The 24,188-nt window shown below is 44.0% G+C and carries 20 protein-coding genes; 14 read left to right on the top strand and 6 right to left on the bottom strand.

Annotated features, from left to right (window positions below; genetic code table 11):
• Positions 1-14 precede the first annotated feature (14 nt).
• The 8 genes from ACFSKO_RS15585 (at position 15) to ACFSKO_RS15550 (ending at position 10,121) form a co-directional block, all read left to right on the top strand.
• A complete protein-coding gene (locus ACFSKO_RS15585; protein ID WP_380253293.1) occupies positions 15-890 on the top strand; it encodes an aldose 1-epimerase in 876 nt (291 codons plus the stop codon).
• Between the two features lie 156 nt (positions 891-1,046).
• Positions 1,047-3,443, top strand: a complete 2,397-nt coding sequence (locus ACFSKO_RS15580) for a 4Fe-4S binding protein (protein ID WP_380253291.1) — start codon at positions 1,047-1,049, stop codon at positions 3,441-3,443.
• A gap of 100 nt (positions 3,444-3,543) precedes the next feature.
• Entirely contained in the window at positions 3,544-5,424 is a 1,881-nt protein-coding gene (nosZ, locus tag ACFSKO_RS15575) for a TAT-dependent nitrous-oxide reductase (RefSeq protein WP_380253289.1), read from the top strand.
• A 131-nt stretch (positions 5,425-5,555) separates the two neighbouring features.
• Positions 5,556-6,791: a nitrous oxide reductase family maturation protein NosD gene (locus ACFSKO_RS15570; protein WP_380253287.1), complete on the top strand. Its 1,236-nt coding sequence runs from the start codon at positions 5,556-5,558 to the stop codon at positions 6,789-6,791.
• A complete protein-coding gene (locus ACFSKO_RS15565; RefSeq protein ID WP_380253285.1) occupies positions 6,775-7,710 on the top strand; it encodes an ABC transporter ATP-binding protein in 936 nt (311 codons plus the stop codon). The genes ACFSKO_RS15570 and ACFSKO_RS15565 overlap by 17 nt, the downstream gene beginning before the upstream one ends.
• On the top strand, positions 7,643-8,542 hold the full coding sequence (locus tag ACFSKO_RS15560; protein WP_380253283.1) for an ABC transporter permease subunit: 900 nt from the start codon (positions 7,643-7,645) through the stop codon (positions 8,540-8,542). Before ACFSKO_RS15565 ends, ACFSKO_RS15560 begins: the two co-directional genes overlap by 68 nt.
• Complete coding sequence (locus ACFSKO_RS15555; RefSeq protein ID WP_380253281.1) at positions 8,539-9,108, top strand: nitrous oxide reductase accessory protein NosL; 570 nt, start codon at positions 8,539-8,541, stop codon at positions 9,106-9,108. Before ACFSKO_RS15560 ends, ACFSKO_RS15555 begins: the two co-directional genes overlap by 4 nt.
• A 32-nt stretch (positions 9,109-9,140) precedes the next feature.
• Positions 9,141-10,121 carry an FAD:protein FMN transferase gene (locus ACFSKO_RS15550; protein ID WP_380253280.1) on the top strand — a complete coding sequence of 327 codons (981 nt, stop codon included), beginning with the start codon at positions 9,141-9,143 and terminating at the stop codon, positions 10,119-10,121.
• Between the two features lie 57 nt (positions 10,122-10,178).
• On the opposite strand, the gene ACFSKO_RS15545 is transcribed toward ACFSKO_RS15550, so the two are convergent.
• Positions 10,179-10,439, bottom strand: coding sequence for a hypothetical protein (locus ACFSKO_RS15545; RefSeq protein WP_380253278.1), 261 nt, complete (start codon positions 10,437-10,439; stop codon positions 10,179-10,181).
• Between the two features lie 169 nt (positions 10,440-10,608).
• On the opposite strand from ACFSKO_RS15545, the gene ACFSKO_RS15540 reads away from it, so the two are divergent.
• From ACFSKO_RS15540 to ACFSKO_RS15525, 4 genes are all read left to right on the top strand, one after another.
• The gene (locus tag ACFSKO_RS15540) at positions 10,609-11,619 is read left to right on the top strand and encodes an Ldh family oxidoreductase (protein WP_380253276.1); all 1,011 of its coding nucleotides are present in this window, start codon (positions 10,609-10,611) and stop codon (positions 11,617-11,619) included.
• Between the two features lie 196 nt (positions 11,620-11,815).
• Positions 11,816-12,166 (top strand): hypothetical protein, encoded by a 351-nt coding sequence (locus tag ACFSKO_RS15535; protein WP_380253274.1) that lies wholly within the window; start codon positions 11,816-11,818, stop codon positions 12,164-12,166.
• A 198-nt stretch (positions 12,167-12,364) separates the two neighbouring features.
• On the top strand, positions 12,365-13,210 hold the full coding sequence (locus ACFSKO_RS15530) for a M24 family metallopeptidase (protein ID WP_380253272.1): 846 nt from the start codon (positions 12,365-12,367) through the stop codon (positions 13,208-13,210).
• 110 nt (positions 13,211-13,320) lie between these two features.
• Positions 13,321-13,725 (top strand): GFA family protein, encoded by a 405-nt coding sequence (locus ACFSKO_RS15525; protein ID WP_380253270.1) that lies wholly within the window; start codon positions 13,321-13,323, stop codon positions 13,723-13,725.
• A 90-nt stretch (positions 13,726-13,815) separates the two neighbouring features.
• On the opposite strand, the gene ACFSKO_RS15520 is transcribed toward ACFSKO_RS15525, so the two are convergent.
• The 5 genes from ACFSKO_RS15520 to ACFSKO_RS15500 all read right to left on the bottom strand — a co-directional run bounded on the left by ACFSKO_RS15520 (position 13,816) and on the right by ACFSKO_RS15500 (position 20,976).
• Positions 13,816-16,236 carry a GcvT family protein gene (locus tag ACFSKO_RS15520; RefSeq protein ID WP_380253268.1) on the bottom strand — a complete coding sequence of 807 codons (2,421 nt, stop codon included), beginning with the start codon at positions 16,234-16,236 and terminating at the stop codon, positions 13,816-13,818.
• Between the two features lie 5 nt (positions 16,237-16,241).
• Positions 16,242-17,549, bottom strand: a complete 1,308-nt coding sequence (locus ACFSKO_RS15515; protein WP_380253266.1) for an NAD(P)/FAD-dependent oxidoreductase — start codon at positions 17,547-17,549, stop codon at positions 16,242-16,244.
• Positions 17,550-17,649: 100 nt separating this feature from the next.
• Positions 17,650-19,188, bottom strand: a complete 1,539-nt coding sequence (locus ACFSKO_RS15510) for a trimethylamine methyltransferase family protein (RefSeq protein WP_380253264.1) — start codon at positions 19,186-19,188, stop codon at positions 17,650-17,652.
• A 58-nt stretch (positions 19,189-19,246) separates the two neighbouring features.
• Complete coding sequence (locus ACFSKO_RS15505; RefSeq protein ID WP_380253262.1) at positions 19,247-20,041, bottom strand: phosphate/phosphite/phosphonate ABC transporter substrate-binding protein; 795 nt, start codon at positions 20,039-20,041, stop codon at positions 19,247-19,249.
• A 2-nt stretch (positions 20,042-20,043) separates the two neighbouring features.
• Positions 20,044-20,976 carry a fatty acid desaturase gene (locus ACFSKO_RS15500; protein ID WP_380253260.1) on the bottom strand — a complete coding sequence of 311 codons (933 nt, stop codon included), beginning with the start codon at positions 20,974-20,976 and terminating at the stop codon, positions 20,044-20,046.
• A gap of 128 nt (positions 20,977-21,104) precedes the next feature.
• On the opposite strand from ACFSKO_RS15500, the gene ACFSKO_RS15495 reads away from it, so the two are divergent.
• A complete protein-coding gene (locus ACFSKO_RS15495) occupies positions 21,105-21,980 on the top strand; it encodes a helix-turn-helix domain-containing protein (RefSeq protein WP_380253258.1) in 876 nt (291 codons plus the stop codon).
• Between the two features lie 488 nt (positions 21,981-22,468).
• Entirely contained in the window at positions 22,469-24,121 is a 1,653-nt protein-coding gene (locus ACFSKO_RS15490; protein ID WP_380253256.1) for an ABC transporter substrate-binding protein, read from the top strand.
• The last annotated feature ends 67 nt before the right edge of the window (positions 24,122-24,188 follow it).

Here is a 24,188-nt window from a genome sequence, read left to right as displayed (position 1 = left end):
GACGGATTTATAACGTGAATACTTCTCTCCAGATAACGAATGACAGAGCCTCTTTGAGTGCAACCTTAAAAGGCGGCTGCATAACATCTTACAGTATCCAAACTAGCGAAAGTGATCTGGAGATCCTAAGATCCTTTGGGCAAAGAAATAAAGCCTCCTTTCCTCTCATCCCCTATTCTAATCGCATTAAAGAAGGTCGGTTTTCATTTGAAGGAAAGCAATATCAGTTGCCGCTAAATTTTGGAAAACACCCTCACTCTATTCATGGTGTTGGCTGGCAAGAAAACTGGCAACTTATAGAGCATGAAGCAAATCACATCATAATGGAGCTTTATCATCCGGGAACAACTTGGCCCTTTCCTTTCAAAGCAAGGCAAATCATTAAATTAAATGGGGCAGACCTATACAACGAAATCCAACTGACCAATCTAGCATCGAAGTCGATGCCAGCAGGATTGGGCATGCATCCCTATTTTCCTCGACACGGTAAAGCCTTCCTCACCGCTGAAGTTGGCCAAGTATGGCAGACAAATGAAACCGGTTTGCCAATAGAAAGAAAAAATTGTCCACCAAATTGGAACTTAAGCGCAGGTGTCAATGTTGATAAACTCCATTGTGACAACCAATTTGATCCCTGGTCCAGGACTGCGTTTATCCATTGGCCGAAGAAAAACACCTCCTTGTCCCTGACCTCCAGTGAAGATCTAAACCGGCTTGTCGTTTACGCACCAGAAAATGAAAATTTCTTTTGCGTTGAGCCCACATCCCACATCACGGATGCCTTCAATAATACTTCATTAGGGAAATTTCCTCAAGAAACAGGCATGCGTGTTTTGGCTCCGAACGAAACCTGGACCGTCTGGATGACACTATCCCCTAAACAAGAATAACGTTGTTTTTCCCAACTCATTACGTCATTCGAATCAAATACCTCAAAAGATGTTATATTTTTACATCTTTTGACCTAAATCAAAGCCATCCCCCGTTAATAAGCAGATTATAAAGCCTATTAGGACTTATTATGTTGTAACGAAGGGAGATGCTTCGTGCCAAACCAAAAGGCATGGGCGATAGGAATTACCAAAAATGGTGAAAGTGCCGCTGATACGCAGGCTTTTTACCATAACAGGTTTGCGACTTTTGCCTTACATCTGTCATTTATTACAATACTTATTCTAAGTTGCCTCGCTCTAAGTACAACAAAAGCGCATCCAGCAGAGAGCGTGTTTGATAAATATATTAGTAAAGTAACAGCCACGGACCTTTATAGCGGCGCAACAGATCTTCGTATTGTTAAAGGCGCTCCCTCCTATGCAGAAATACTCAAAGAAGACGAGCTTGTTGGTTATGCCTACCTTAACACTGACTTTGTCAATGCCACAGGTTATTCTGGAAAACCAATCCATGTCATGGTTGGTATTGATCCGAAAGGAATTATAACAGGTACCAAACTGGTTAAACACAGTGAACCCATTGTCCTGGTAGGTATTCCCGAAGAAAAGATCGCCAATTTCATGTCTGGTTACACCGGGATTGATAGTATCTCTCGTAACGGACAAGACAGGGATGCTGGCGAAGTTGATATGATCAGTGGTGCGACTGTTACTATTATGGTGATAGAAGACTCAATTCTTCGATCAGCCATAAAATTTGCCAGAAATATCGGCCTCGCAGGACTCGGGGATGCAGATAATACACAGCCAACAGAAATCCGTTCCGTCGATACATCGTACGATGAAACCGATGATTGGCAGACTTTGCTTGGAAATGGTGGTGTCCGTCACCGGGTAATTACCGTTAAAGAAATCAACGATACTTTTATTCTATCGGGAAATGAAAAAGCAGCTGCCCGTCCAGAAAAAGGTAATCCTGAAGATATTTATATTGATCTCTATCTAGCCCCGGTATCCGTCCCTTCAATAGGACGTAGCTTACTCGGTGAAGCCGAATACAAAAATCTTCTGGCAGATTTAGAACCTGGTCAAGAAGCTATTATGGTTTTTGCCAATGGACGTTATTCCTTCAAAGGTTCTGGATATGTGCGAGGTGGGATATTTGATCGCTTCCATCTGATACAAGGTGAAAGCAGTGTGCGTTTTAGAGATAAACTTCATAAACGTATTGGCGATCTTGGTGCAGAAGGTGCTCCTTATTTCAAGGAAATTGGTCTTTTCAGAATTCCTGCCGATATTGACTTTAATCCAGCAGAAAACTTTAGAATTGAGCTGCTGGCTAATCGTCCAATTGGAGCTATCAAGAAAATCTTTCTCGCTTTTGATGTCAATTACGATCTTCCTAAACCCTACCTTAAAATTGAAAAACCGGCACCTAAACCATCTGTAACACAGCAGATAACAAATGATGTTTCTGAGGTTGATGAAGCCGATAACGCCGCCAGAGTTGCCCTATGGAAACGGATGTGGGACCTCAAAAAGGTCGAAATAGTGATACTTTCCATTGCCCTAGCCGTTCTTACTGTGATCTTCTTTTTCCAAGAGTGGCTTGTACAAAGACCTCGTCTTTTGTTCTGGACAAGAAGCTCATATCTTGTTTTTACGCTTGTTTTCGTTGGATTTTACGCACAGGCTCAACTTTCCGTCGTTAACGTTCTTACCTTCTTTAATGCTCTACTAAGCGACTTCAGCTGGAATTATTTCCTGATGGAGCCAATGATTTTTGTTCTGTGGCTGTCAGTCGCTGGTGCTCTTATTTTTTGGGGACGTGGAGCCTATTGCGGATGGTTGTGTCCTTTTGGAGCGTTACAAGAATTACTCAGCCAAATTGCCAAAAAACTCAAAATTCCTCAGATAGAAGTTCCATGGGGCTTGCATGAACGTTTATGGCCGATCAAATATATTCTCTTTCTAGGGTTGTTCGGTCTATCTCTATATTCACTTCAGGACGCAGAACATTGGGCAGAGGTAGAGCCTTTTAAAACCTCTATCATTCTCAAATTTGCAAGAGACTGGCCTTGGGTGCTCTATGCCGTAACATTGCTTTCTATTGGGCTTTTCATCGAAAGATTTTACTGCCGCTATATCTGTCCTCTCGGCGCGGCTCTCGCTATCCCCGGTCGTATTCGTATGTTTGAATGGCTTAAACGACACCCGAATGACTGTGGCAATCCCTGTAATACCTGTGCCAAGGAGTGCATGGTTCAGGCGATCCATCCAACCGGTGAAATTAATCCGAACGAATGCCTATATTGCCTGCATTGCCAAGAAGTATACTACGACGATCATCGTTGCCCACCAATGGTGCAAAAGCGCAAAAGAAAAGAACGTTTGAGTGACCTGCGCAATAAGAGTTCAGCCATTAAAAATCCAGGATGTCCTGCAACGGAAGTGCCTGATTTTATTAGTGAAGATATTAACAATCCCATCCAGAAAGCCAAAGGCAAAGCCGCCAAGGGCAAAAAAGATGGGGCTGCTTTGGAAAAGTAAGTCCCAAAGCAGCCGAACCGTCACCTTAAGGTGATAGCACGCCGAACCTGTTTAATGGTGAGACAAGAGACAGGAACGGTACATAAAGAGGAGCATAGAAATGTCTAAAAATAAAGGTATGTCACGACGTGACCTACTTGGAGGATCAGCTAAGCTGACTATGGCTGGAGTTGGTGCTGCAGCTCTTGTTGGAACGGTTAGCCCTGCGAACGCCAAAAATCCTGCTGAGGTTGAACCTGGGCAATTAGATGAATATTACGGTTTCTGGTCCTCAGGGCAAGCTGGCGAATTACGCATTATGGGTGTTCCATCCATGCGTGAATTGATGCGTATCCCAGTTTTTAATCGCTGCTCAGCAACGGGTTGGGGACAAACCAACGAAAGTCGGAAAATTCTGACTGAGAACCTGCTTCCGCAGACCAAAGAGTTTTTAAAAACACGTGGTGGTAATTACTTAAATGGTGATCTCCATCACCCTCATATGTCCTTCACGGATGGTGCTTACGATGGTCGTTATATCTTTATGAACGACAAAGCAAACACGCGTGTTGCTCGTGTTCGCTGTGACATCATGAAGGTTGATAAAATTATCGAAGTTCCGAATGCCTCTGACATTCATGGTCTGCGTCCACAAAGATACCCGCGCACTGGGTATATCTTTGCAAATGGCGAACATCGGGTGCCGCTTCCAAACGATGGTACGGTTCTTGATGATCCGAGCAAGTATTATGCAATTTTCACTGCCATTGACGGCGACACAATGGAAGTTAAATGGCAAGTTAAAGTCAATGGCAACCTAGATAACGTCGATGCCGATTATCAAGGTAAATATGCCATCGCTTCTTCTTACAATTCAGAAGAAGGCGTAAATCTTGCTGAGATGACTTCTGCAGAGCAAGATCATGCCGTTGTATTTAATATTAAACGCATTGAAGAAGCTGTTGCAAATGGTGACTACGAAGTCTTTGACGGCGGCGTCCCTGTAGTAAACGGCCTCAAAGGGTCTCCACTCACAACTTATATCCCAATCTCTAACAGCCCGCACGGTGTTAATGCCGCGCCTGATAAACGCCACATCGTTGTAAATGGTAAACTATCACCAACCGTATCCGTTATCGATGTTGAGCTGTTGGACGATGTGTTTGAAGGTAAGATCAAACCCCGTGATGCAATTGTTGCTGAACCACAATTGGGTCTTGGACCTCTTCACACGGCCTTTGATGGTCGAGGCAATGCCTTTACCACTTTGTTCCTCGACAGCCAGATCTGTAAATGGAATATAGATAAAGCAATCCGTGCCTATAAGGGCGAAGACGTTGATCCTATTTTGCAAAAGCTGGATGTGCATTATCAGCCAGGGCATAACCATACATCTATGGGCGAAACCTCAGAAGCAGATGGTAAATGGTTGGTAACTCTTAATAAATTCTCAAAGGATCGTTACATCAATGTTGGTCCTCTGAAGCCTGAAAATGATCAACTTATCGACATTTCTGGCGATGAAATGAAACTGGTTCATGACGGACCAACCTTTGCTGAACCACACGATTGCATCATTGTTCATAGATCCGTTGTAAATCCGGCTCATGTCTATGAAAGAACAGATCCAACCTTTGCTGATACCATTGCAATGGCAAAAGCTGATGGTATTGATCTGGAAGATTGTCAGGATGTTATTAGAGATGGCAACAAAGTTCGGGTTTATATGAACTCTGTTGCTCCAGAATTCAGCTTGGAAAAATTCACTGTCAAGCAAGGTGATGAAGTTACCGTCGTAGTTACCAACCTTGATGATGTAGAAGATCTCACCCACGGCTTTACGCTTGCTAATTATGGTGTTTGCTTTGAAGTCAGCCCACAACAAACGGCTTCCGTAACGTTCACGGCTGATCGCCCAGGTGTTCATTGGTTCTACTGCCAGTGGTTCTGTCACGCCCTGCACATGGAAATGCGCGGTCGTATGCTAGTTGAACCTGCTTAAGGTTTAATGGAAAGAAGGTTATGGCTCGATTATTCGACAAAAAGTTAGCACAACCATCTAAGCTTCTCGTATTGCTCGGGATAATGGTAGTTGCTGCTCTACCCGTTGAAACTCGGGCCAAGACCATAAGAGTGTCTCCAGAATCTCAGTCTTTAACAGAGGTTCTGGAGAGTACTCAAACCGGCGATACCATTATTCTAACCGCTGGAATTTACAGTGGTTCTCTTATCATTGATAAAAGCATCACTATTCAAGGTGAAAGTGGTGCTGTTATTGATGGGCAAGGGCAAGGTCATACAATTAAAATTAATGCGCCAAATACAGTTATAAGTGGTTTGCATATTAGAAACTCAGGGCAGGATTTGTCAGAGCAAGACAGTGGAATTTTTATCCATAAAACAGCTCATAATACTGTTGTTGAAAATAATTTCCTACAGAACAACTTAATCGGCATCTATCTCTGGGGGCCTAAAAAAGCCGTTGTCCGTGGCAATCGAATTGAAGGTTTACAAGTTCTCCATGTCAACGATCGTGGCAATGGTATCCAGCTTTGGAATACACCTGGGTCGATCATTGAAGGAAATACCGTTCAATATGGAAGAGATGGTATTTTTACGACCACAAGTAAAAAAAATGTGTTTCTCAATAACACCTTCAAAAATACCCGTTTTGCCATCCACTATATGTATACCAATAACAGCGAAGTTTCAGGTAATGTTTCCATCGATAATGATGTTGGCTTTGCCTTGATGTTTTCCAAAAAGCTAAAAGTAACAAATAATCACTCAATCAATGACAATGAACATGGATTTGCGTTGAACTATGCAAACAGCTCCGTTTTTGAAGGAAATTCTGTTAAAAACGGCGGTGTAAAATGTGTCTTTATTTATAATTCAAACAAAAATATTTTTAAGAAAAATCATTTTGAAGGTTGTGGTATCGGTATTCATTTCACAGCAGGATCGGAGCAAAACACCATTACTGAAAATGCTTTTATCGGCAACAGACATCAAGTCAAATATGTCGGAACCCGTGATCTAGATTGGTCCAAAAACAATAGAGGTAATTATTGGAGTGATAACCCCGCTTTCGATCTTAACGGAGATGGTATTTCCGATAGCGTTTATCGACCAAACGATGTTCTAGATCGCGTTATATGGGCCTCACCTTCTGCCAAACTCTTGATTAATTCACCAGCTATGGAAATCTTGCGTTGGTCGCAATCTCAATTTCCTTCTTTGCAGCCCGGGGGCGTTTATGACAGCGCACCGCTTATGACACCAGCGATGTCAAGTGTTGCTGAAAATCAGTCTTCTTCCGCTAATGAACAAAATCCGGAGGAACAAAACCATGATAAACATGACTAATAATAACAGCATAACCCTAAATAACGTAAGTAAATGGTACTCTTCCCACAAAGCGGTAACTGACGTTAATTTGGAAGTCCCTGAAGGGTGTTTAATGGCGCTTGTTGGGCATAATGGTGCTGGCAAAACGACCTTAATGAAACTCATCCTTGGGTTGATCCAGCCGACGTCTGGTAATATTTCAATTTTAGGCAAAGATCCTGGCGATCAAAGCTTGTTTAAATACAGAGAAGGTATTGGCTTTTTACCGGAAAACATTTCCTTTGAAGCAAATATGACGGGCCGTGAACTTATTGCCTTCTTTTCACGCCTCAAGCAGGTAAAAAAATCCCGAGGAATAGAGCTACTGGAAATGGTTGGCCTTGCGGAAGCCATGGACCGACGTTTTAAAACCTATTCTAAAGGTATGAAACAACGTCTTGGGCTCGCACAGGCGCTACTCGGAAAACCACGGTTACTTCTTTTAGACGAACCGACATCTGGTCTTGATCCCGCTGCTCGCCTTCATTTTTACGATATCATTCGTGATTTACGACAAGATGGCGCAACCATTTTACTTTGCTCCCATGTATTGACAGAGCTTGAAGCACAAACAGATAGCGTCACGGTTATGAATTCTGGCCGGGTCATTGCTTCTGGAACATTGGATGAACTCAGAGAACAAGCCGGGTTACCTCTATCCATGCGCATAACGGTCAAAGAAGGTATGAGTGAACAAATTGCGTCCCCTCTTCGCGCTCAACAAGCCACCATCACAAAACTGAATGGTCGTCATTTAGAGCTTGAATGTGCCCCGCAATCAAAGATGCAATTATTGAGACATATAAGTAAAGCCGGTTCAGACGTTGAAGATGTCGAGCTCTTTAATTCTTCTCTTGATCAGCTTTACGCAGTGTTCAGCGACAGAAAGGGCGCGTGATATGAATGCGATCTGGACAATAGCTCTCAAAGAATTTCGAGATGCCCTTCGTAATCGCTGGATCCTAGCGGCCAGTCTGTTACTCGCTTTACTTGCTCTAAGTTTGGCATTTGTTGGTACGGCCCCAGTGGGCAACGTCGACGTAAGCATGATGCAGGTTACAGCTGTTAGCCTCGCCAGTTTATCCGTTTTTTTGGTCCCGCTTATCGCCCTCATGGTGTCTTACGATACAATCGTCGGAGAAATTGAACGTGGGTCCATGTTATTACTGCTCACATATCCTGTAAGTCGATGGCAAATCATTTTCGGAAAATTTCTCGGACATACCATGATATTGTCCATAGCAACGATCATTGGATATGGTTCAGCGGGTTGTTTAATCGCTTATAATACTGAGATTACTTCTGTAGATGACGCCCTTATCTTCATTAGCTTAACCATAACAACAATACTTCTAGGCAGTGCCTTTATCTCTCTTGGTTATTTATTGAGCGTCATCGTCAAAGAACGTGCAACAGCCATTGGCTTGGCCGTTGCCGTATGGTTATTTTTTGTACTGCTTTATGATATGGCCCTACTTGGTGCCCTTGTTGTTGACCAAGGTGAAAACATGAAGGCTGATTTTGTTAATCTCCTCTTGCTTTTCAATCCAGCAGATTCATTTCGCATACTCAACCTTACCGGATTTGACAGTACTGCAGCATTATCAGGCATGTCATCTATAGCTGGTCGAGCAATTTTGCCCCCTGAATTTGCTCTATTAGCTTTGGCTTCATGGATTACATTGCCTTTACTTATATCGGGTTACATTTTTTCGAGGAAAGAGATATGATCCTCCTTACCTATAAGCAAAACTCCTTATCAAAATTGGCAGGAAAATTACTCTTTGTTTTATCATTTCTCACCTTACTTACAGGTTGTTTTGGTAAAGAAGATGTCGTAATCCCCGAGCCGATGGAATTAACGTCCAATGATCAAAGTTACTTTTGTGGAATGACCGCAGCAGGTCACCCCGGCCCAAAAGCTCAGATCCATATTTTAGGACGAAAAAAACCAATATGGTTCGCGGCAACAAGAGATGCTGTTGGTTATTTAAAGCTGCCCGAAGAGAGTAATGAAATTCTGGCTCTTTATGTCAGTGATATGGGAAAAGCCAGCTGGTTAACACCTGAAATAGGCCCTTGGGTAGATATCAACAAAGCGACCCTCGTCATTGAAAGCTCTCGAAGTGGCGGCATGGGCGCCCCCGCTGTGGTTCCTTTTGCCGAAGTCACAGATGCACAGTCCTTTGTTAACCAATATGGCGGGCGGATTGTTAAGTTAGATGATATTCCCGCTGATTATGTTTTGGGTATGGTCGAGATCCCCGATAATCCCGAGCTCTCTTCTACTCAATAAATATATTATATAACATGTTTAGGTGCAGATAGATGTCCCAGTCCTTCAACAGACGACGTTTCCTACAGATCACAACGACAGCGGCGTTATTAAGCGCAACAGGCGGCTATCAAGCTTCTGCGAGTAACCCGCTCTATCGGTGGCGAGGAGTTGCGCTCGGTGGACAGGCTGAAATTCTACTGCCAGCAGGATTAGACGTTGAGCTAATTGGAAATGATGTTGTTTCCGAACTCAAAAGACTGGAACGGATTTTTAGCCTTTATGATACAGCATCCGAAGTTAGCCAGTTAAACAGAGAAGGCATCTTAAATAACCCTTCACCTGAGTTCGTTGAACTCCTACAAAAATCCAAACAAGTCTCAGAACTGACCAATGGTAATTTTGATGTAACTGTACAGCCGCTGTGGGAATTACACAGTGCTGGTTCAGGTTATTCTAAAGTGCAATTACTTAAGTTGGAACAATCCATTAGAGGACTTTTGGGTTATAAGAACTTAAAGGTCAGCAGCGAAAAAATATCCTTTAAAAAAGGCGGGATGGCCATAACCCTCAACGGGATTGCACAAGGCTATATTACCGATAAGATCACTCAACTTCTTTCCAATCATGGCCTTACAGATAGCCTGATAAACATCGGGGAAATTAAAGCACTCGGTCACCACCCTGATGGTCGCAATTGGAAAGTCGCTATCGCAGATACGAGTTCGAATAAGGACCCCCTCCAAACACAACAGAAATCTGTCTCTCTAAACGATGGTCAGGCAATTGCCACCTCCTCATATCTGGGAACGACTATTACTGACGGCACCCCTCACCTGTTAAACCCACTTACTCATCAGGATGAATATCGCTATCAATCCATGAGCGTAATCGCGTCTGACGCCACAACAGCAGATGCTCTCTCAACCGGGTTTTCCTTTATGTCGATTGAGAACATACGGAATATTGTGGATATTCAGCCCAACCTCAAAGTCCATGCCGTTGATAATATGAGACGTACTTACAGCGTGTGAATGTTCATAGACATAAATTTTCAAATATCTAAATCAATTCCCAAAACAAGGTAATAGTTATTTGGTTGGCGGCGTGTGTCCCGTATCTCTCGTCGCGCCAAGATCATTAAGCGCTTTGACCACCAGATCAAACATTTCCGGACGACGAACGGTCATACCAGCCTCTTCCTCGGCCACTTCCAATTCACGAGCATCATACTCCCAACCTTGCAGAAGCTCGATCTTTTGACTACGGCTCAATTCATCATTAGCGAGCAGTTGAGCAGGTGTATCAAACAAGGCCGTGGGATCTAGCATTGCTTTTGCAAGATTGATCATTTTGTCCACCCGTAAAAGGCACTTAAAAAGAGTGGTGTTCAACACCTTTAAAGAAACCGAACCGAATTAAATTCATTAATAAATTTAAGAGACAAACCAACGCATATTATAGCACAGTATGGTGTCTTTCTTTGCCATAAATCATCAAACGCCCCGGGATCGGAACGCGATGTCTGTCGTTACTTCTTCAATATCTAAACTTGAAACACTCTCACAAGCAGCCTTGGTTGCCTCGGGTGCTTCAGAAGATGCGGCGCGATCAGTCGCGCGTGCTGTAGTTAAAGCTGAAAGCGAAGGTAATAATATCTGTGGATTACTTTATATTCCACTTCTCTGCGAGCAATTGAAATATGGAAAAATTGATGGCCAAGCCCAAGCAACTGTCGAGATCACAGCGCCTGGAGCTATCACAGTAGATGCCGCCGATGGATTGGCTCACCCAGCAATTGATCTTGGCTTACCTTATTTAGTAGAAGCAACAAAAAAGCTTGGCATTGCCGCAATGACCGTCAAAAACTCTACCAATTGCCTCGCTCTTTCCCACTTTGTTCTTCCATTGGCTCAGGAAAGTCTGATTGGTCTCGGGTTTGCCAACTGCCCTGCCATCATGGCGCCTCCTGGTGGGAAAACTCCGGTTTTAGGTACGAACCCAATTGCGATGGCTATCCCGGGCAAAGAAGGCCCCATGATAGTGATCGACCAAAGTACAAGCGCTGTTGCCATGACGGAACTCATTCTCCGTCGTGACAGAGGAGAACTTATTCCAGAAGGTTGGGCGCTTGATCAAGATGGAATGCCAACAACCGATCCTACCGAGGGACTTTTAGGTAGTATGACGCCAAACGGAGGACACAAAGGGTTTGGGGTCGCCTTAATCGTCGAAGTGTTAAGTGCTGCTCTGTCAGGCGCTCAACTCAGTTCACAGGCCAGCCCCTATTTTGGTGATCAAGGTGGCCCTTCGAGAACAGGGCAATCGATCATCGCTATAGACCCTCTTAAATTCAATCCGGGCTTTACAGAAAGCATTGAACATTTGTGTCATTCGATAGAAAGTCAGAGCGGCACCCGTATACCGGGGAAAAATCGGCACCACAATATAGAAAATGCTAAAAAGAATGGCCTTTTGATTGATTCATTTCTGCTTAGGGAATTAAATGAGCTTATATCTCAAATACGGTAAGAGCATTATTTATCATTACCCATGTTTTTGATGTGAGTTCACATCAAAAACATAAAAGTTCAAACAATAGAATATTTTGTGTCACAATATAATAATCATAATTGAATTGTATGATTGTTGATATTCGTACTCTCGCGCATGGTAAAACAAACAAAGCATGGAATAGATCATCAACTGCTTTTGTCTGGAGTACGTCATGGACATAAATCCCTCTTCAAATACAGGTCAATTGTTTGGCCGTCATCACCGAAAAATAACCCCTTTTGTGATTCCAGAACATCCAGGACCCGATGCCAGTCACGCAGAACTGGAAGCCTGGGCACGCTCCAAAGCCGCAAACTTTAACCAGCATGTTATAGGTTACGGTGCTTTAGCAGAAGGAGAATGGAAATCCGCTAAAATACCCGAGCCTGATCTTGGTACAATGCGTCGCTACAGGTTAGAGCGTATCCGAAAACAACTTCGCGCACGTGATCTGGCAGGGATATATCTTTATGATCCCCTGAATGTGCGCTATGCGACCGATGCCAGTAATATGCAGCTTTGAACCCTACACAACCCTGTTCGGGCTTGTTTTGTCGCAACAGATGGTCCCGTTATTCTTTATGATTTTCATAACTGTGAGCACCTTTCGGACCACTCTGAAGTCGTAGATGAAGTTCATGCCGGGATTGCCTGGTTCTATTTTGAAGCTGGTAATCGTGTAGAAGAACAGGCCGCCAAATGGGCCAGAATAACAGCCGATTTGGTCCATCAACACGGCGGAGGGAATAAACGTCTCGCGTTTGATCAGGTCGACTCACATGGTATTCCTCACCTCAACCGTGAAGGCATAGAGGTGATTTACGGTGAAGATGTCATGGAAGAGGCCCGGAAAATTAAATCTCCGGACGAAATCCTCTGCATGCGTCGGGCTGTTGTCGCCTGCGAGGCCGCTATGGGTGAGATGGAAAAAGCTCTCAAGCCCGGTATGAGCGAAAATGACCTTTGGTCTATCCTGCACGCCGAAAATATTCGCCGGGGTGGCGAGTGGATCGAAACCCGGTTATTGGCTTCTGGCCCACGGACCAACCCCTGGTTTCAGGAATCTTCGGCGCGGATCATCGAAGCTGGTGATCTTGTCTCCTTTGACACTGATCTTATTGGCTCTTATGGCTTTTGTTGTGACATATCGAGAACTTGGCTCGCCGGTGATGGGGCACCAAGTAGCGAACAACGCGCACTCTATCAAATGGCTCTCGAGCAAATTGATCATAACCGGGAAATGTTAGCTCCCGGCGTCAGTTTTAAAGAACTCTCCCATCAAGGCAAAAGTCTCCCCGATGAATACCTGCCAAACAGATATTCCGTTCTGTTTCATGGCGTCGGTCTTTGTGATGAATATCCTGCCGTGCGGTATCCTTCAGATTGGGAAACTGTTGGTTATGAAGGTGAACTTGAAGCTGGCATGGTTGTCTGTGTCGAAAGTTATATCGGCCTTCACGGAGGCCATGAAGGTGTCAAACTTGAAGATCAAATCCTGATTACGGAAACCGGATATGAACAGCTTTCAAACTATCCATTGGATAAGCGTCTTATGGGGAAAGACTAACTCTTAACCTCTTAAACAGCGATGTTTACGACGGAGGTTTTTCTCTTTAAATCAAATTATGTTCATGGTATGTTCTTTTTCGATATTAAAATCATTGGAATGGAATTGTTATGATCAAAGGAAGCTGCCTGTGCGGCAAGGTGAAGTTCGAAATCACGGGAGAGCCGTCTTCATTGAGCTATTGCCACTGTTCAAGATGCCGCAAGGCAGCAGGCGTTTTTTCTGCGGTACTGATCGGGAAAGCTGATGATCTCCGAGTTACAGAGGGACAAGACACAATCGCAAAATTTCGGTACGAACCAGAAGGAAAGTTCGACCGCTGCTTTTGTAAAGATTGCGGAACTTCTCTGGGTGATTTGTCCTCAGGTGATATTTATGTCATTGCCGCCTCTGCTTTGGACGATGACCCAGGAATACGTCCAACGGTTCATATCCACACAGCGTCAAAACCGGACTGGTATCAGATTGATGATGGTTTAAAAAAGTTTGAAGGCGATTACATTTACGAAGAATGAATTATCTCAACGTCCGTGTATAAAAAAAGAGGTCAGTGATTTATCCTAAAATTCTGACCTCTTTATGTTTTAAAACGATATGTAACAGGTTTACCCAAGCATTCTTTCTGCCTTTGGATCAAACAGTGTTTGCGTGAACATTCGAGCTTTTAACATGACGCCAAGGACCTCGATTTCAACTTCAACACCCTCCTTGGCGATTTCTGTTGGCAGAAAGCCATTGGCCACTGATTTTTGACTGAAGTGGGCGTAACCGCCCGACGTCACAAAACCAACTACTTTTCCGTCGTGCCAAATGGGCTCATCCCCCCAAACATCGGCATCAATCGCATCAACAACAAAAGTGCAGAGTTTACGTGCTGCACCCTCTTGCTTTTCTTTGAGGGCAGCTGCTTTACCAATAAAGTCTGCGGCTTTGTTGTAAGAAGTAAACCGATCCATCCCGGTTTCCACAGGCATATAGTCCGGACGAAACTCCCTGCCCCAGGAACCAAAGGATTTTTCCAAACGTAAAGACATCATTGCCCGCATGCCAAATGGCTTAAGCCCAAGATCTTTTCCAGCTTCCGCCAGAATACCATAAAGCGCTGCTTGCTCTTCAGAGCGGACATAAATTTCATACCCAAGGTCTCCGGTATAAGAAACTCTTTGGACCAAAGCACGACAAGTTCCGATGTCGGTTTCTTTGATATCCAGAAATTTAAAATTCTCAGCTGACACGTCTTCAAAAGCGACACGGCTAAGCAATTCTCGCGCTTTCGGTCCGGCAATCTGGAAGCCAATGCGTTTGGTCGAAATGTTCTCAATACTTACAGATCCATCAGACGGTAAGTTTGTTTCAAACCATCGCAAGTGTGCTGCCTGCATGCCAAAAGAAGCTGTAACCATAAACTCTTGGTCAGAGAGACAGGATACGGTAAAATCACCTATGAGTTTGCCCTTATAGCTCAACATAGGATTCAGCGCGAGGCGCCCGGGTTTTGGAATGCGGCCCGCCATGATAATATCAAGCCAAGCCCGTGCCCCGGAACCCGTTACAAGGTATTTTCCGAAGTTGTGAACTTCGTTAATACCCACAGCTTCGCGCACGGCACGACATTCCGCGCCAACGGCGTCAAAGGCATTGCTGCGGCGAAAACTTGGTGTTTCGTGCAGTGGCTCCCCTTCTGGAGCAAAGTAGTTTACCGCCTCTATACCATAGCCAGCCCCAAAGACGGCGCGCTGTTCTTTCCAGATCCCGTAGGCAGGCGTGGTTTGATGCGGGCGCGCAATAGGCAGCTCTTCGTTTGGATAGGAGACAGAAAAACGTCGCTGATAATTTTCACGGACTTTAGCACGGGTATAGCCAGGGGTTATCCAGTCGCCAAACCGCGCAACATCCATAGCAAAGACATCACGAGAAGGCTCGCCCTCGATCATCCACTCAGCCAGAGTAAGTCCAACGCCGCCCCCTTGGGAGAAACCAGCCATAACACCACATGCTGACCAGTAGTTACGAAGACCCGGTACAGGGCCAACTAAAGGATTACCATCAGGCGCAAAGGTAAAAGGCCCGTTGATAACGGTCTTAACCCCAACGTTTTCCAATACCGGAAAACGTTTGAAGGCAAACTCGAGAGAGTCTCCGATCCTGTCTAAGTTATTGTTCAGGAGTTCATGGCCAAAATCCATTGGTGTTCCGCGTTCCGCCCAGGCATCGCAAGCTTGTTCGTAAAAACCAATACAAAGTCCTCGACCTTCCTGACGTAAATAACTTTCCCCCTCTGGGTCCATCACATGTGGTAGCTCGCGATCGAGTTCATAAACTTCGGGGGCGTCTTCTGTTACCAGATACTGATGTTCCATTGGGTGAAGCGGCATGTAAACACCCGCCATTTCCCCGACTTCACGTGCCCAGAGACCACCTGCATTAACCACATGCTCGGCGATAACCGTGCCTTCTTTGGTTACGATCTCCCATGAACCATCGGCTTGAGGGTTGAGTTCAAGAACCGGATTGCGCAACACAATCTCGGCCCCGGCCATTTTTGCGGCTTTAGCATAGGCGTGTGTGGTTCCTGATGGATCAAGATGGCCGTCAAGTGGATCGTAAAGTGCGCCCAGAACACCATCAATATTTGTAATTGGAGAGAGCTTTTTGATCTCTTCCGGGCTAACGATTTCAGTATCAAGGCCCATGTAACGGTGTTTGGCCCGTTCTGCCTTGAGAAAATCCATGCGCTCTGGTGTAGACGCTAATGTCACTCCGCCGACGTGGTGGAGACCGCAGGACATACCTGTGATTTCTTCGAGTTCCTTGTAGAGGCGAATGGTATAACCCTGTAATGCCGCCATATTGGTATCAGCGTTCAGAGTATGAAAGCCGCCTGCCGCATGCCAGGTTGACCCAGAGGTGAGCTCTGAGCGTTCGATCAACATCACATCATTCCAACCCAGTTTGGTCAGATGATAGAGAACGGAACAACCAACTACGCCACCACCAATAACGGCTACACGAGTATGTGATTTCATATGACTTATCCGATTACAGAGAAACTGGAATTCTGATTAATCTCCCGGTTACGAGAGAACACGCCGAGGGAAATGGTCTTATCGATATTTTTAAGATGAAATTGCAGAGGCTTGGCATCATGGTCATGACCACTTTCACAGGCCTCAACAATTGCGGTCATCATTTTACCTGCAACGGGCGCATTTTTATACTGATTACCACTGGTGCCAACCGCCATATAGAACCCGGGCAGGTTACTTTTATCATAAATCGGCATCCAGTCTTCGGTCACATCATAGAGAGCAACAACACCTCTGGTTTTTGAAGGAATACCTAATTCAGGAAACCGCTGCGCCATACGCATGACCAAAACTTTCCATTGTTCCGAAAAATTCTCATCATAGTTATCAGGATCATCAACCCATTCCTTTTCATCGCAGGCGGGATCTTCCGAACCAATAAGAATATTGTTCCCGGTTTCTGGACGACAATAAGTATGGATATCACTATCTGAATAAATCATGCCTTCTTTTTCAAAATCAAAACCGGTAGGTGATGGTACATGAGCAACTTCGTGACGCAGTGCCCGGGTGCTCATTTTCATTTCACCATCAACACCCGCCATCTCATTAATTTTGGAAGAATGAGGTCCGGCGATATTAATGACAACAGGTGACAACACTTCAGTTCCATCAGACAACTTCACACCGCTTACACGTCCATCCTTTTGCAGGATTTTGTTAACTTCTGTATTGAAGATAAATTCGGCGCCATGAGCCTCTGCGGCACGTTGTGCGTTATGGGCTGAAAGCTTTGGATCGTTTACATAACCGCCATGGGGGAAGAAAACCGCCCCTTCGACAGCAGGCCCAGTCGGCAGGCCAAATTCAGGATCTTCCGGACGCTTCGCTGGTTCAAACTGTTGCGTATCGATAATCGGAAGATACTTTTTAATATCTGAAGTGATGATATCTTCGTAAGGACAACCAATTTCATCCATGGTAGAACAAACTTTTGTCAAAGAATGATTGTGCGGTGTTTTGATCACAAGACACCCGGTTTCTTTGTATTCGATCATACCGTGGTCGTCCTGAACGCCCATATAACCGTTCCAGTCTTTCCAGTAATGCCAACCTTCATAAGCCAACGCACAAGTTTCAAGCGCAGAATAATAAGTCCGAATGATCGCACAGGATCCAGATGTGGACCCGTAGCCAGATTCAGGTAATTTATCAATGGATAGAGTTTTCCATCCTTTTTTTGCCATTTCAAAAGCAGTACAGGCACCGATTACACCAGCACCAATAATAATTGCATCGTAAGATTTACTCATTCTTTTAATCGTCCCTGTTCACCCATAGATAAATGGAGTTTTTATTTTTCAATACTTAGGTTGATTTGTATTGCGAATTGGCATCCAAGCTCCTGCTTCCTTAAAAATCTCCGGAAACGCCGCCTTCTGCAGTTCTGCGAGCAACAAAATCATTTATTTCGTCTTTCAGCGCGATATCAAACACAGGTTGTTCGTATTCATTAAGTATATTTTTGTAGATCAAGTGTGCCCGTTCAGTTGTCGTTTTAGATCCATTTTCTTCCCAATTTTCAAAATTGCTCCAGTCTGACAAAATCGGAGAATAAAAGGCTGTTTCGTAGCGTTCCAAAGTATGAGCCGTGCCAAAGAAATGACCACCCGGTCCAACATCTTTAACCGCATCCAGCCCCAAACTTGCTTCAGTGACTTCGGGAGGCTGTAAAAATTTCGTCATCATCTGTAACATTTCAGCATCAATGATAAGTTTCTCAAAAGAAGCACACAAACCGCCTTCCAGCCAACCTGCACCATGCATGACCATATTGGCTTGGCCCATTACAGCAGACCAAATTGACATCTGACTTTCATAGGTCGCCTGTGCGTCTACACAGTTAGAAGCATTGGCGTTGGATGATCGATAGGGCACTCCAACCCGTCTGGCTAATTGCCCACCAATCATTGCTGCTTGCGCATTTTCCGGTGTCCCGAATGCAGGTGATCCTGTCTTCATATCCACATTTGAAGTAAAGCCGCCATAGGCAACTGGACAGCCCGGTGCCACTAGCTGTAATAGTGTCATGCCCGCCAGTGCTTCAGCGTGTTGTTGCGCCAAAGCCCCCGCAACCGTAATCGGGGCCATCGCCCCTGAGAGTGTAAAGGGTGTGATAATGCAAAGCTGATTATGGCGCGCCATTTCCATAGCACCTTCAATCATCACACCATCAAGACGAAGTGGAGAAGAGGTATTGATAATAGTGAAAAGTCGGACCTTTTGTTTGAATTCATTCCAATTTTGACAACCGTGCGCAATGCGGGTGATTTCGAGAGCATCGGTAATGCGCTCTTTACCCAAGGAATAAGCGTGATAAACCTTGTCTGTTAAGATGGCCATATCAGCTACGCATTCGAGATGCCGTGTTCGTGGTGGAATATCCACAGGCTCGACCGGATAGCCAGCAATAAAATGAACCGTGTTCAAAGACTGGCATAGCTTCAAAAGGTTACGATAATCGTCCTGATTACCCGGACGGCGACCTTTTTCAATATCACTTACATTTGGGGCAGACGCGACAGAACCAAAAGAGATATTGCCAAGAGACAAATCAAGGTTATGAACCGGATTACGAGAATGAAGAGTAAAAGATGAAGGCGCTTGTGCCATCGCATCCTTTATCAAACCACGGTCTAAACGAACCCGGTCTCCCCCACTTTCAACTTGTGCCCCAGCCTTGCGAAAAATTTCCTTGGCTTCTGCATGCAGAATATCCATCCCGACTTCTTCCAAAATGCGATAAGCGGTATCACAAATGGCATCAATTTGGCCTTCGTGAAGGATTTCAAAAGGTTTGTAGGGGCTTTTAACCTGCGACCACGGCAACTGCTTTAATGATGTTGACGTCTGAGGTCTCTTGTTTCGTTTTCGTCCTGATCTTTGCATCATTTAAAGCTTCTCCCACCGTAATTTACGAGCCTCGTTTTTTTTGGACCCTTATGTTATTTTAGTATTGCGAACCAAAGATTTTCTCGACCGCTTTCAAACGATCTTCAATAACGTGATAATCACTTAGTTGCATTGGGGCGAACCCGATAAAAAGCAAGGCTTCTCGCGTATCTTCATCCAGAGCTACCATGGCATCAACCACAGCCATATGAAGCTTATCCAGTTCTTTTCTGGAGCGGGATGCGCTTATAAATGGAAGTGTCGGGGTTGGTTCACTGTTCGCAATAATACGGAGCTTTTGTGCTGAGGGTTCGTGACGTAGTGCCAGTTCCCAACTTAATGCATCAATAGCAGCAAAATCAGCGCGCCCTTCTGCGACATTCCTAATTGACTGCCTATGGCTGCCACTTTGCACAGAGGATGTGAAATATTGTGGTGCATCTTTAAGCGTTCCCAACGTATATAAAAGGGCTGCATATCCAGACTGTGAACCTTTTTCATTATAGACGAAGGTTTTATTCTTAAGGTCGTCAAGATCGACTGCAGATGCGTCTTGATGAACAACAATCACACTATAATAAGATCCTGCCCCACAGTTTAATCCATAAGCAGGCGTGCCCACCAATGAGACCTTGTCCTTGAGCTGAGTGCGAAAAGGAAGGCCGCAAGTTTGCGATAACAACAAATTATCATCCAACCAAACATCCATATTATTGTGTGTTCGGTTCAATGTGGCAGGAGCATTAAACCCCTGACTTAAGAAACTCTTACGGAGTTCTTGGTAAAATTTATCGTTATAAATCTGTAATTCCGGCCAATCGTACATTGGCAGAGATACAATACTTTCGCCCATAATCAGATATCCCTAGCCAAATTCTTTTCTTTAAAGTCGTTTGTGGAGCTCTTTTTCGAAATAAAAGGATAGGCAACAGGCTCTTTTTGCGTAAAGGCAAAGCGTTTGAATATCTCTGCGTAGTTTTTAAACACATAACCCTTGTTCATTTCTAAAAATCGCTTGCGATTGTTTTTGAAAATGGTCGGTAATTTATACCATGCTACGGTCGGATAGGCATGATGAACAACGTGTAGGTTGTTGTTAAGAAAGAGAAAGCTAAAAAACCCCTTATCCTCTACGATCACGGTTCTTGAACGCATGGTTTCATGTGCTTGGTGTTCAAGAAAGGTACGTACCATCAACAAAGAATAGGCAAAGTAACAGCAAATCAGGTAGGCCCAAACGGGCATTGCGCTTAAGTTATAAACTCCCAAAAGGACAAACACACTCATCACAAGATGCGCAATCCAGGTGAATGTAATTTTGGGTTCCCCCTTTCTCAGTTCAGAAAGTGTAAATCCAAACACACTAAGTGCGGGTCCAATTAACATCCGGCCAAAAAGAGAGTTGTTGAATTCGAAAATCAACTGGAGCCAACGTGGTCGCTTTTGCCATATTTCCAGGTCCTGATATCCGCTTTCAGGGTCTTCGTAAGGATCACTAATACTCGCATTTTGGTGGTGCTTGATGTGCGACGCTTTAAATCGGTAATAAGGTACTAAAACGCCCATAGGGATTAAAATAATAGCATCATTGATACGTTGTGATGCAAAGGGGTGCCCGTGGATACATTCATGCTGAAGCGATGAATGTAGTGTGATTAAAGGAATTAAAGTAATAATTTGAATAAATAATGGCATCCCAAAAGGATTTACAATCATTAAACCTAAGGAAGAATAGCAGGCAAATATTAACGCCAATGTTCGCCATTCTGTATTATCGCGCAACCACACTTTGGAACCTCCATTGTTTATTTAATTACGATGCACTTGAAAAACACTATCAACAATCATACAATTCAATCATAATAATGATAATTAGATACCAATCGTTCATATTGTAACTTTAAATGGATAATGATGTGAATACGCAACACTCACCACTTGATAGCTCCGATAAACGAGATGTCGCTTATATTTTTCGGGAACGTATGGCTCTCTTGATTGCTCAAAGCGGCAACAATCTAAGTCAATTTTCAAAATCAATCGGTATTGATCGCTCTGCTTTGAGTCAGTTTTTGGCGCCGGATTCAACCCGCCTTCCCCGTGCAGAAACGCTTTGTGCTATATCAAGAGCTTGTGGGGTGTCGCTCGATTGGCTCATGGGGTTGATTGCCAACGATGGTAACAGCGATGATATCGTACCCTCCATAGAAATCATGCGCATGAACGAAGAAGAAGCCACACGTAAGATTGAAGAATGGCATCGTGATGCAATCGGATATAAAATCAGATATGTGCCCAATACTCTTCCTGATATAATGAGAATCAATGAAGTCAGCGAATTTGAATTTAAATACAACCACCTATTTATCCGTAAGGCACAAGATCAACAGGCGAAAAAATTACTCGTAAAAACTCTAAAACCGGACACCGATATTGAAGTTTGCATGCCATTACAAACCTTGGAACTCTTCGCTAAAGGAGAAGGTGTGTGGAAAGAACTTCCAAAAGAGATTCGTAAGAAACAACTTGAACATATGCTAAAGTTAACGGGCGAATTCTATCCCACTTTCCGGCTATTCTTCTTTGATCAACAGACGGCCTACTCTGCCCCCTACACTCTTTTTGGCCCCTTACGAGCCGCCGTTTATCTGGGAAATATGTATTTGCTTGTCAATTCAGTCGATCACATAAAAGCACTCACACAACACTTTGATCGGCTAATCAGATTGGCAAAAGTTGGCCCCGACCGTGCTGAAGAACAAATTCAAAAATTCTTGGCTGAACTAAAATAATATTCTGCTGATCCGATCACTTTTCTTCGGCTAAAACAGCAAATCTAGTGTATAAATTTCATATAAATATAACATTTAATAATGCTTTATAGGCATACAAAACCATTATTAAATGTTCTAATAACGACTAAGCGACACCGTCGCTCATTGACAACAAAATGTCGCTTGAAGTCACGAACGCGACACTTCATAGCTCTATGAAAAATAGAGGGAGAAAATAACACTCTGCAGGCAATACTCAAAAACTATAAAATTAATATTGCTGCTAGGTGATTAAATAAAATTTGCTGTACATACTTACACACAACTTGGGCGTTAAGTTACAATAATAAAATATTTACCCACTAAACTAACATTTAGTCATAAAACAAAATGATTTATCTCAGATATGTCATATCAATTGTTTGACAAAAAAATCGATACAATAAACACTTAAACAAGACAAAAATACGAAAAATAAAAGAATACACAACCGGGAGGCACTATAAATGAAATTTTTCAAACGCAACGGCTCACCTATGCCGTCTCACACCGTTAAAATGGCTGAAGAAACGAAATCTGGAAACATGGATCGTCGAGAATTTCTAGCTATTGCTAGCGCGTTCGGCGCAACCGCAGCAACAGCTTACGGAATGCTTGGCATGATTGCTCCGTCACAAGCTGTCGCCGCAGAACCTAAAAAAGGTGGAGTTCTTAAAGTTTCAACCAGTGTGCGGGAACTTAAAGATCCTCGTACTTTTGACTGGTCCGAAATGGGTAATCTAGCACGCCAATTTCTTGAGCCACTCGTTCGATACAACAGAGATTTCACCTTTGAAGGACGGCTCCTTGAAGGTTGGGAAATTAATGATGACGCCACGGTCTATACTTTAAAAATTCGTAAAGGCGTGACTTGGAACAATGGCGATGAATTCAATGCTGATGATGTTGTATTCAACATTACGCGTTGGTGTGACAAATCCATTGAAGGTAATTCCATGGCGGGCCGCATGGCGACCTTGATTGATGATACAACCGGAAAAGTCAAAGACGGCGCCGTCGAAAAAATTGATAACCACACCGTTCGCTTAAATCTTCCAAAATCCGACATCACCATCATCCCGGGTATGTCTGATTATCCGGCCCTCATCGTTCATCGTGATTACGAGGAAATGGGAAGCGACCTTCCTGCTCATCCAATTGGTACAGGGCCATTCGAGTTAGAAACATACGAAGTTGGTACTTCGGCTTCTGTAAAACGTCGCGTAAATGGTAAATGGTGGGATGGTGATGTCTATCTCGATGGTGTTGAGTTCATCGACTATGGCACAGACCCTTCAGCAGAGGTTTCTGCCTTTGAATCTGGTGAAATTCACACAAATTATCAAACCACCGCTGATTTTATTGAAATCATGGACAGCCTAGGTCTAACCAGATCAGAAGTTGTCACGTCTGCCACGGTCGTACTACGTACGAACGCAACCCATAAACCTTATGATGACCAGCGTGTTCGTCGTGCTCTTCAAATGGCTGTTGATAATTCAACCGTACTCCAACTCGGGTATGGTGGCGCAGGTACAGTTGCTGAAAATCATCATGTCGCGCCTCTCCATCCCGAATATTATGAGCTTCCAAAACAAGAACGGAATCTAGAAGGCGCCAAGAAGCTTATGACCGAAGCTGGGCAGATGGATTTTGAGCACGAGCTTATGTCTATTGACGATGATTATCGGAAAAACACCGCCGATGCAGTGGCAGCTCAACTTCGAGAAGCCGGATTTAATGTTAAACGTACAGTCCTTCCTGGTTCAACCTTTTGGAACGATTGGACAAAATACCCCTTCTCCATCACAAACTGGAACATGCGTCCACTAGGCGTACAAATTATGGCTTTGGCTTACCGTTCAGGTGAAGCTTGGAACGAGTCAGCGCATAGTAACCCGGAATTTGATAAAAAAATGGAAGAAGCTCTCGCAATTGCTGACGCTGATAAACGTCGGGAAGTAATGAAAGATCTTGAGCAGATTCTTCAAGATTCTGGACACATTATTCAGCCTTATTGGAGATACCTGTTTAACCACTCTACACATAATGTTCGAGACCACGGTATGCACCCGCTTTTCGAATTCCACTTCGAAAAAGTATGGCTCGACGAAGCCTGATCGCCTTTTGGACATGACAGAGGGGCCTCGACGCTCGAGGTCCCTCTTTTAATTCCAACTATGTAAT

This window comes from Kiloniella antarctica (genome assembly GCF_042682825.1).
Lineage (GTDB): Bacteria > Pseudomonadota > Alphaproteobacteria > Kiloniellales > Kiloniellaceae > Kiloniella > Kiloniella antarctica.
The sequence above is the reverse complement of the archived record's forward strand: the minus strand, read 5'-3'. Positions and strand labels throughout refer to the sequence as shown.

Excerpts from the sequence above, each read along its gene's own strand:
- ACFSKO_RS15540 (WP_380253276.1), top strand. The coding sequence starts at position 10,609 with ATGTCTGTCGTTACTTCTTCAATATCTAAACTTGAAACACTCTCACAA.
- ACFSKO_RS15525 (WP_380253270.1), top strand. The coding sequence starts at position 13,321 with ATGATCAAAGGAAGCTGCCTGTGCGGCAAGGTGAAGTTCGAAATCACG.
- ACFSKO_RS15560 (WP_380253283.1), top strand. The coding sequence starts at position 7,643 with ATGTCGAGCTCTTTAATTCTTCTCTTGATCAGCTTTACGCAGTGTTCA.
- ACFSKO_RS15565 (WP_380253285.1), top strand. The coding sequence starts at position 6,775 with ATGATAAACATGACTAATAATAACAGCATAACCCTAAATAACGTAAGT.
- ACFSKO_RS15515 (WP_380253266.1), bottom strand. The coding sequence starts at position 17,549 with ATGAGTAAATCTTACGATGCAATTATTATTGGTGCTGGTGTAATCGGT.
- ACFSKO_RS15520 (WP_380253268.1), bottom strand. The coding sequence starts at position 16,236 with ATGAAATCACATACTCGTGTAGCCGTTATTGGTGGTGGCGTAGTTGGT.
- ACFSKO_RS15505 (WP_380253262.1), bottom strand. The coding sequence starts at position 20,041 with ATGGGCGAAAGTATTGTATCTCTGCCAATGTACGATTGGCCGGAATTA.
- ACFSKO_RS15535 (WP_380253274.1), top strand. The coding sequence starts at position 11,816 with ATGGACATAAATCCCTCTTCAAATACAGGTCAATTGTTTGGCCGTCAT.
- ACFSKO_RS15490 (WP_380253256.1), top strand. The coding sequence starts at position 22,469 with ATGAAATTTTTCAAACGCAACGGCTCACCTATGCCGTCTCACACCGTT.
- ACFSKO_RS15510 (WP_380253264.1), bottom strand. The coding sequence starts at position 19,188 with ATGATGCAAAGATCAGGACGAAAACGAAACAAGAGACCTCAGACGTCA.
- nosZ (WP_380253289.1), top strand. The coding sequence starts at position 3,544 with ATGTCTAAAAATAAAGGTATGTCACGACGTGACCTACTTGGAGGATCA.
- ACFSKO_RS15555 (WP_380253281.1), top strand. The coding sequence starts at position 8,539 with ATGATCCTCCTTACCTATAAGCAAAACTCCTTATCAAAATTGGCAGGA.
- ACFSKO_RS15550 (WP_380253280.1), top strand. The coding sequence starts at position 9,141 with ATGTCCCAGTCCTTCAACAGACGACGTTTCCTACAGATCACAACGACA.
- ACFSKO_RS15545 (WP_380253278.1), bottom strand. The coding sequence starts at position 10,439 with ATGATCAATCTTGCAAAAGCAATGCTAGATCCCACGGCCTTGTTTGAT.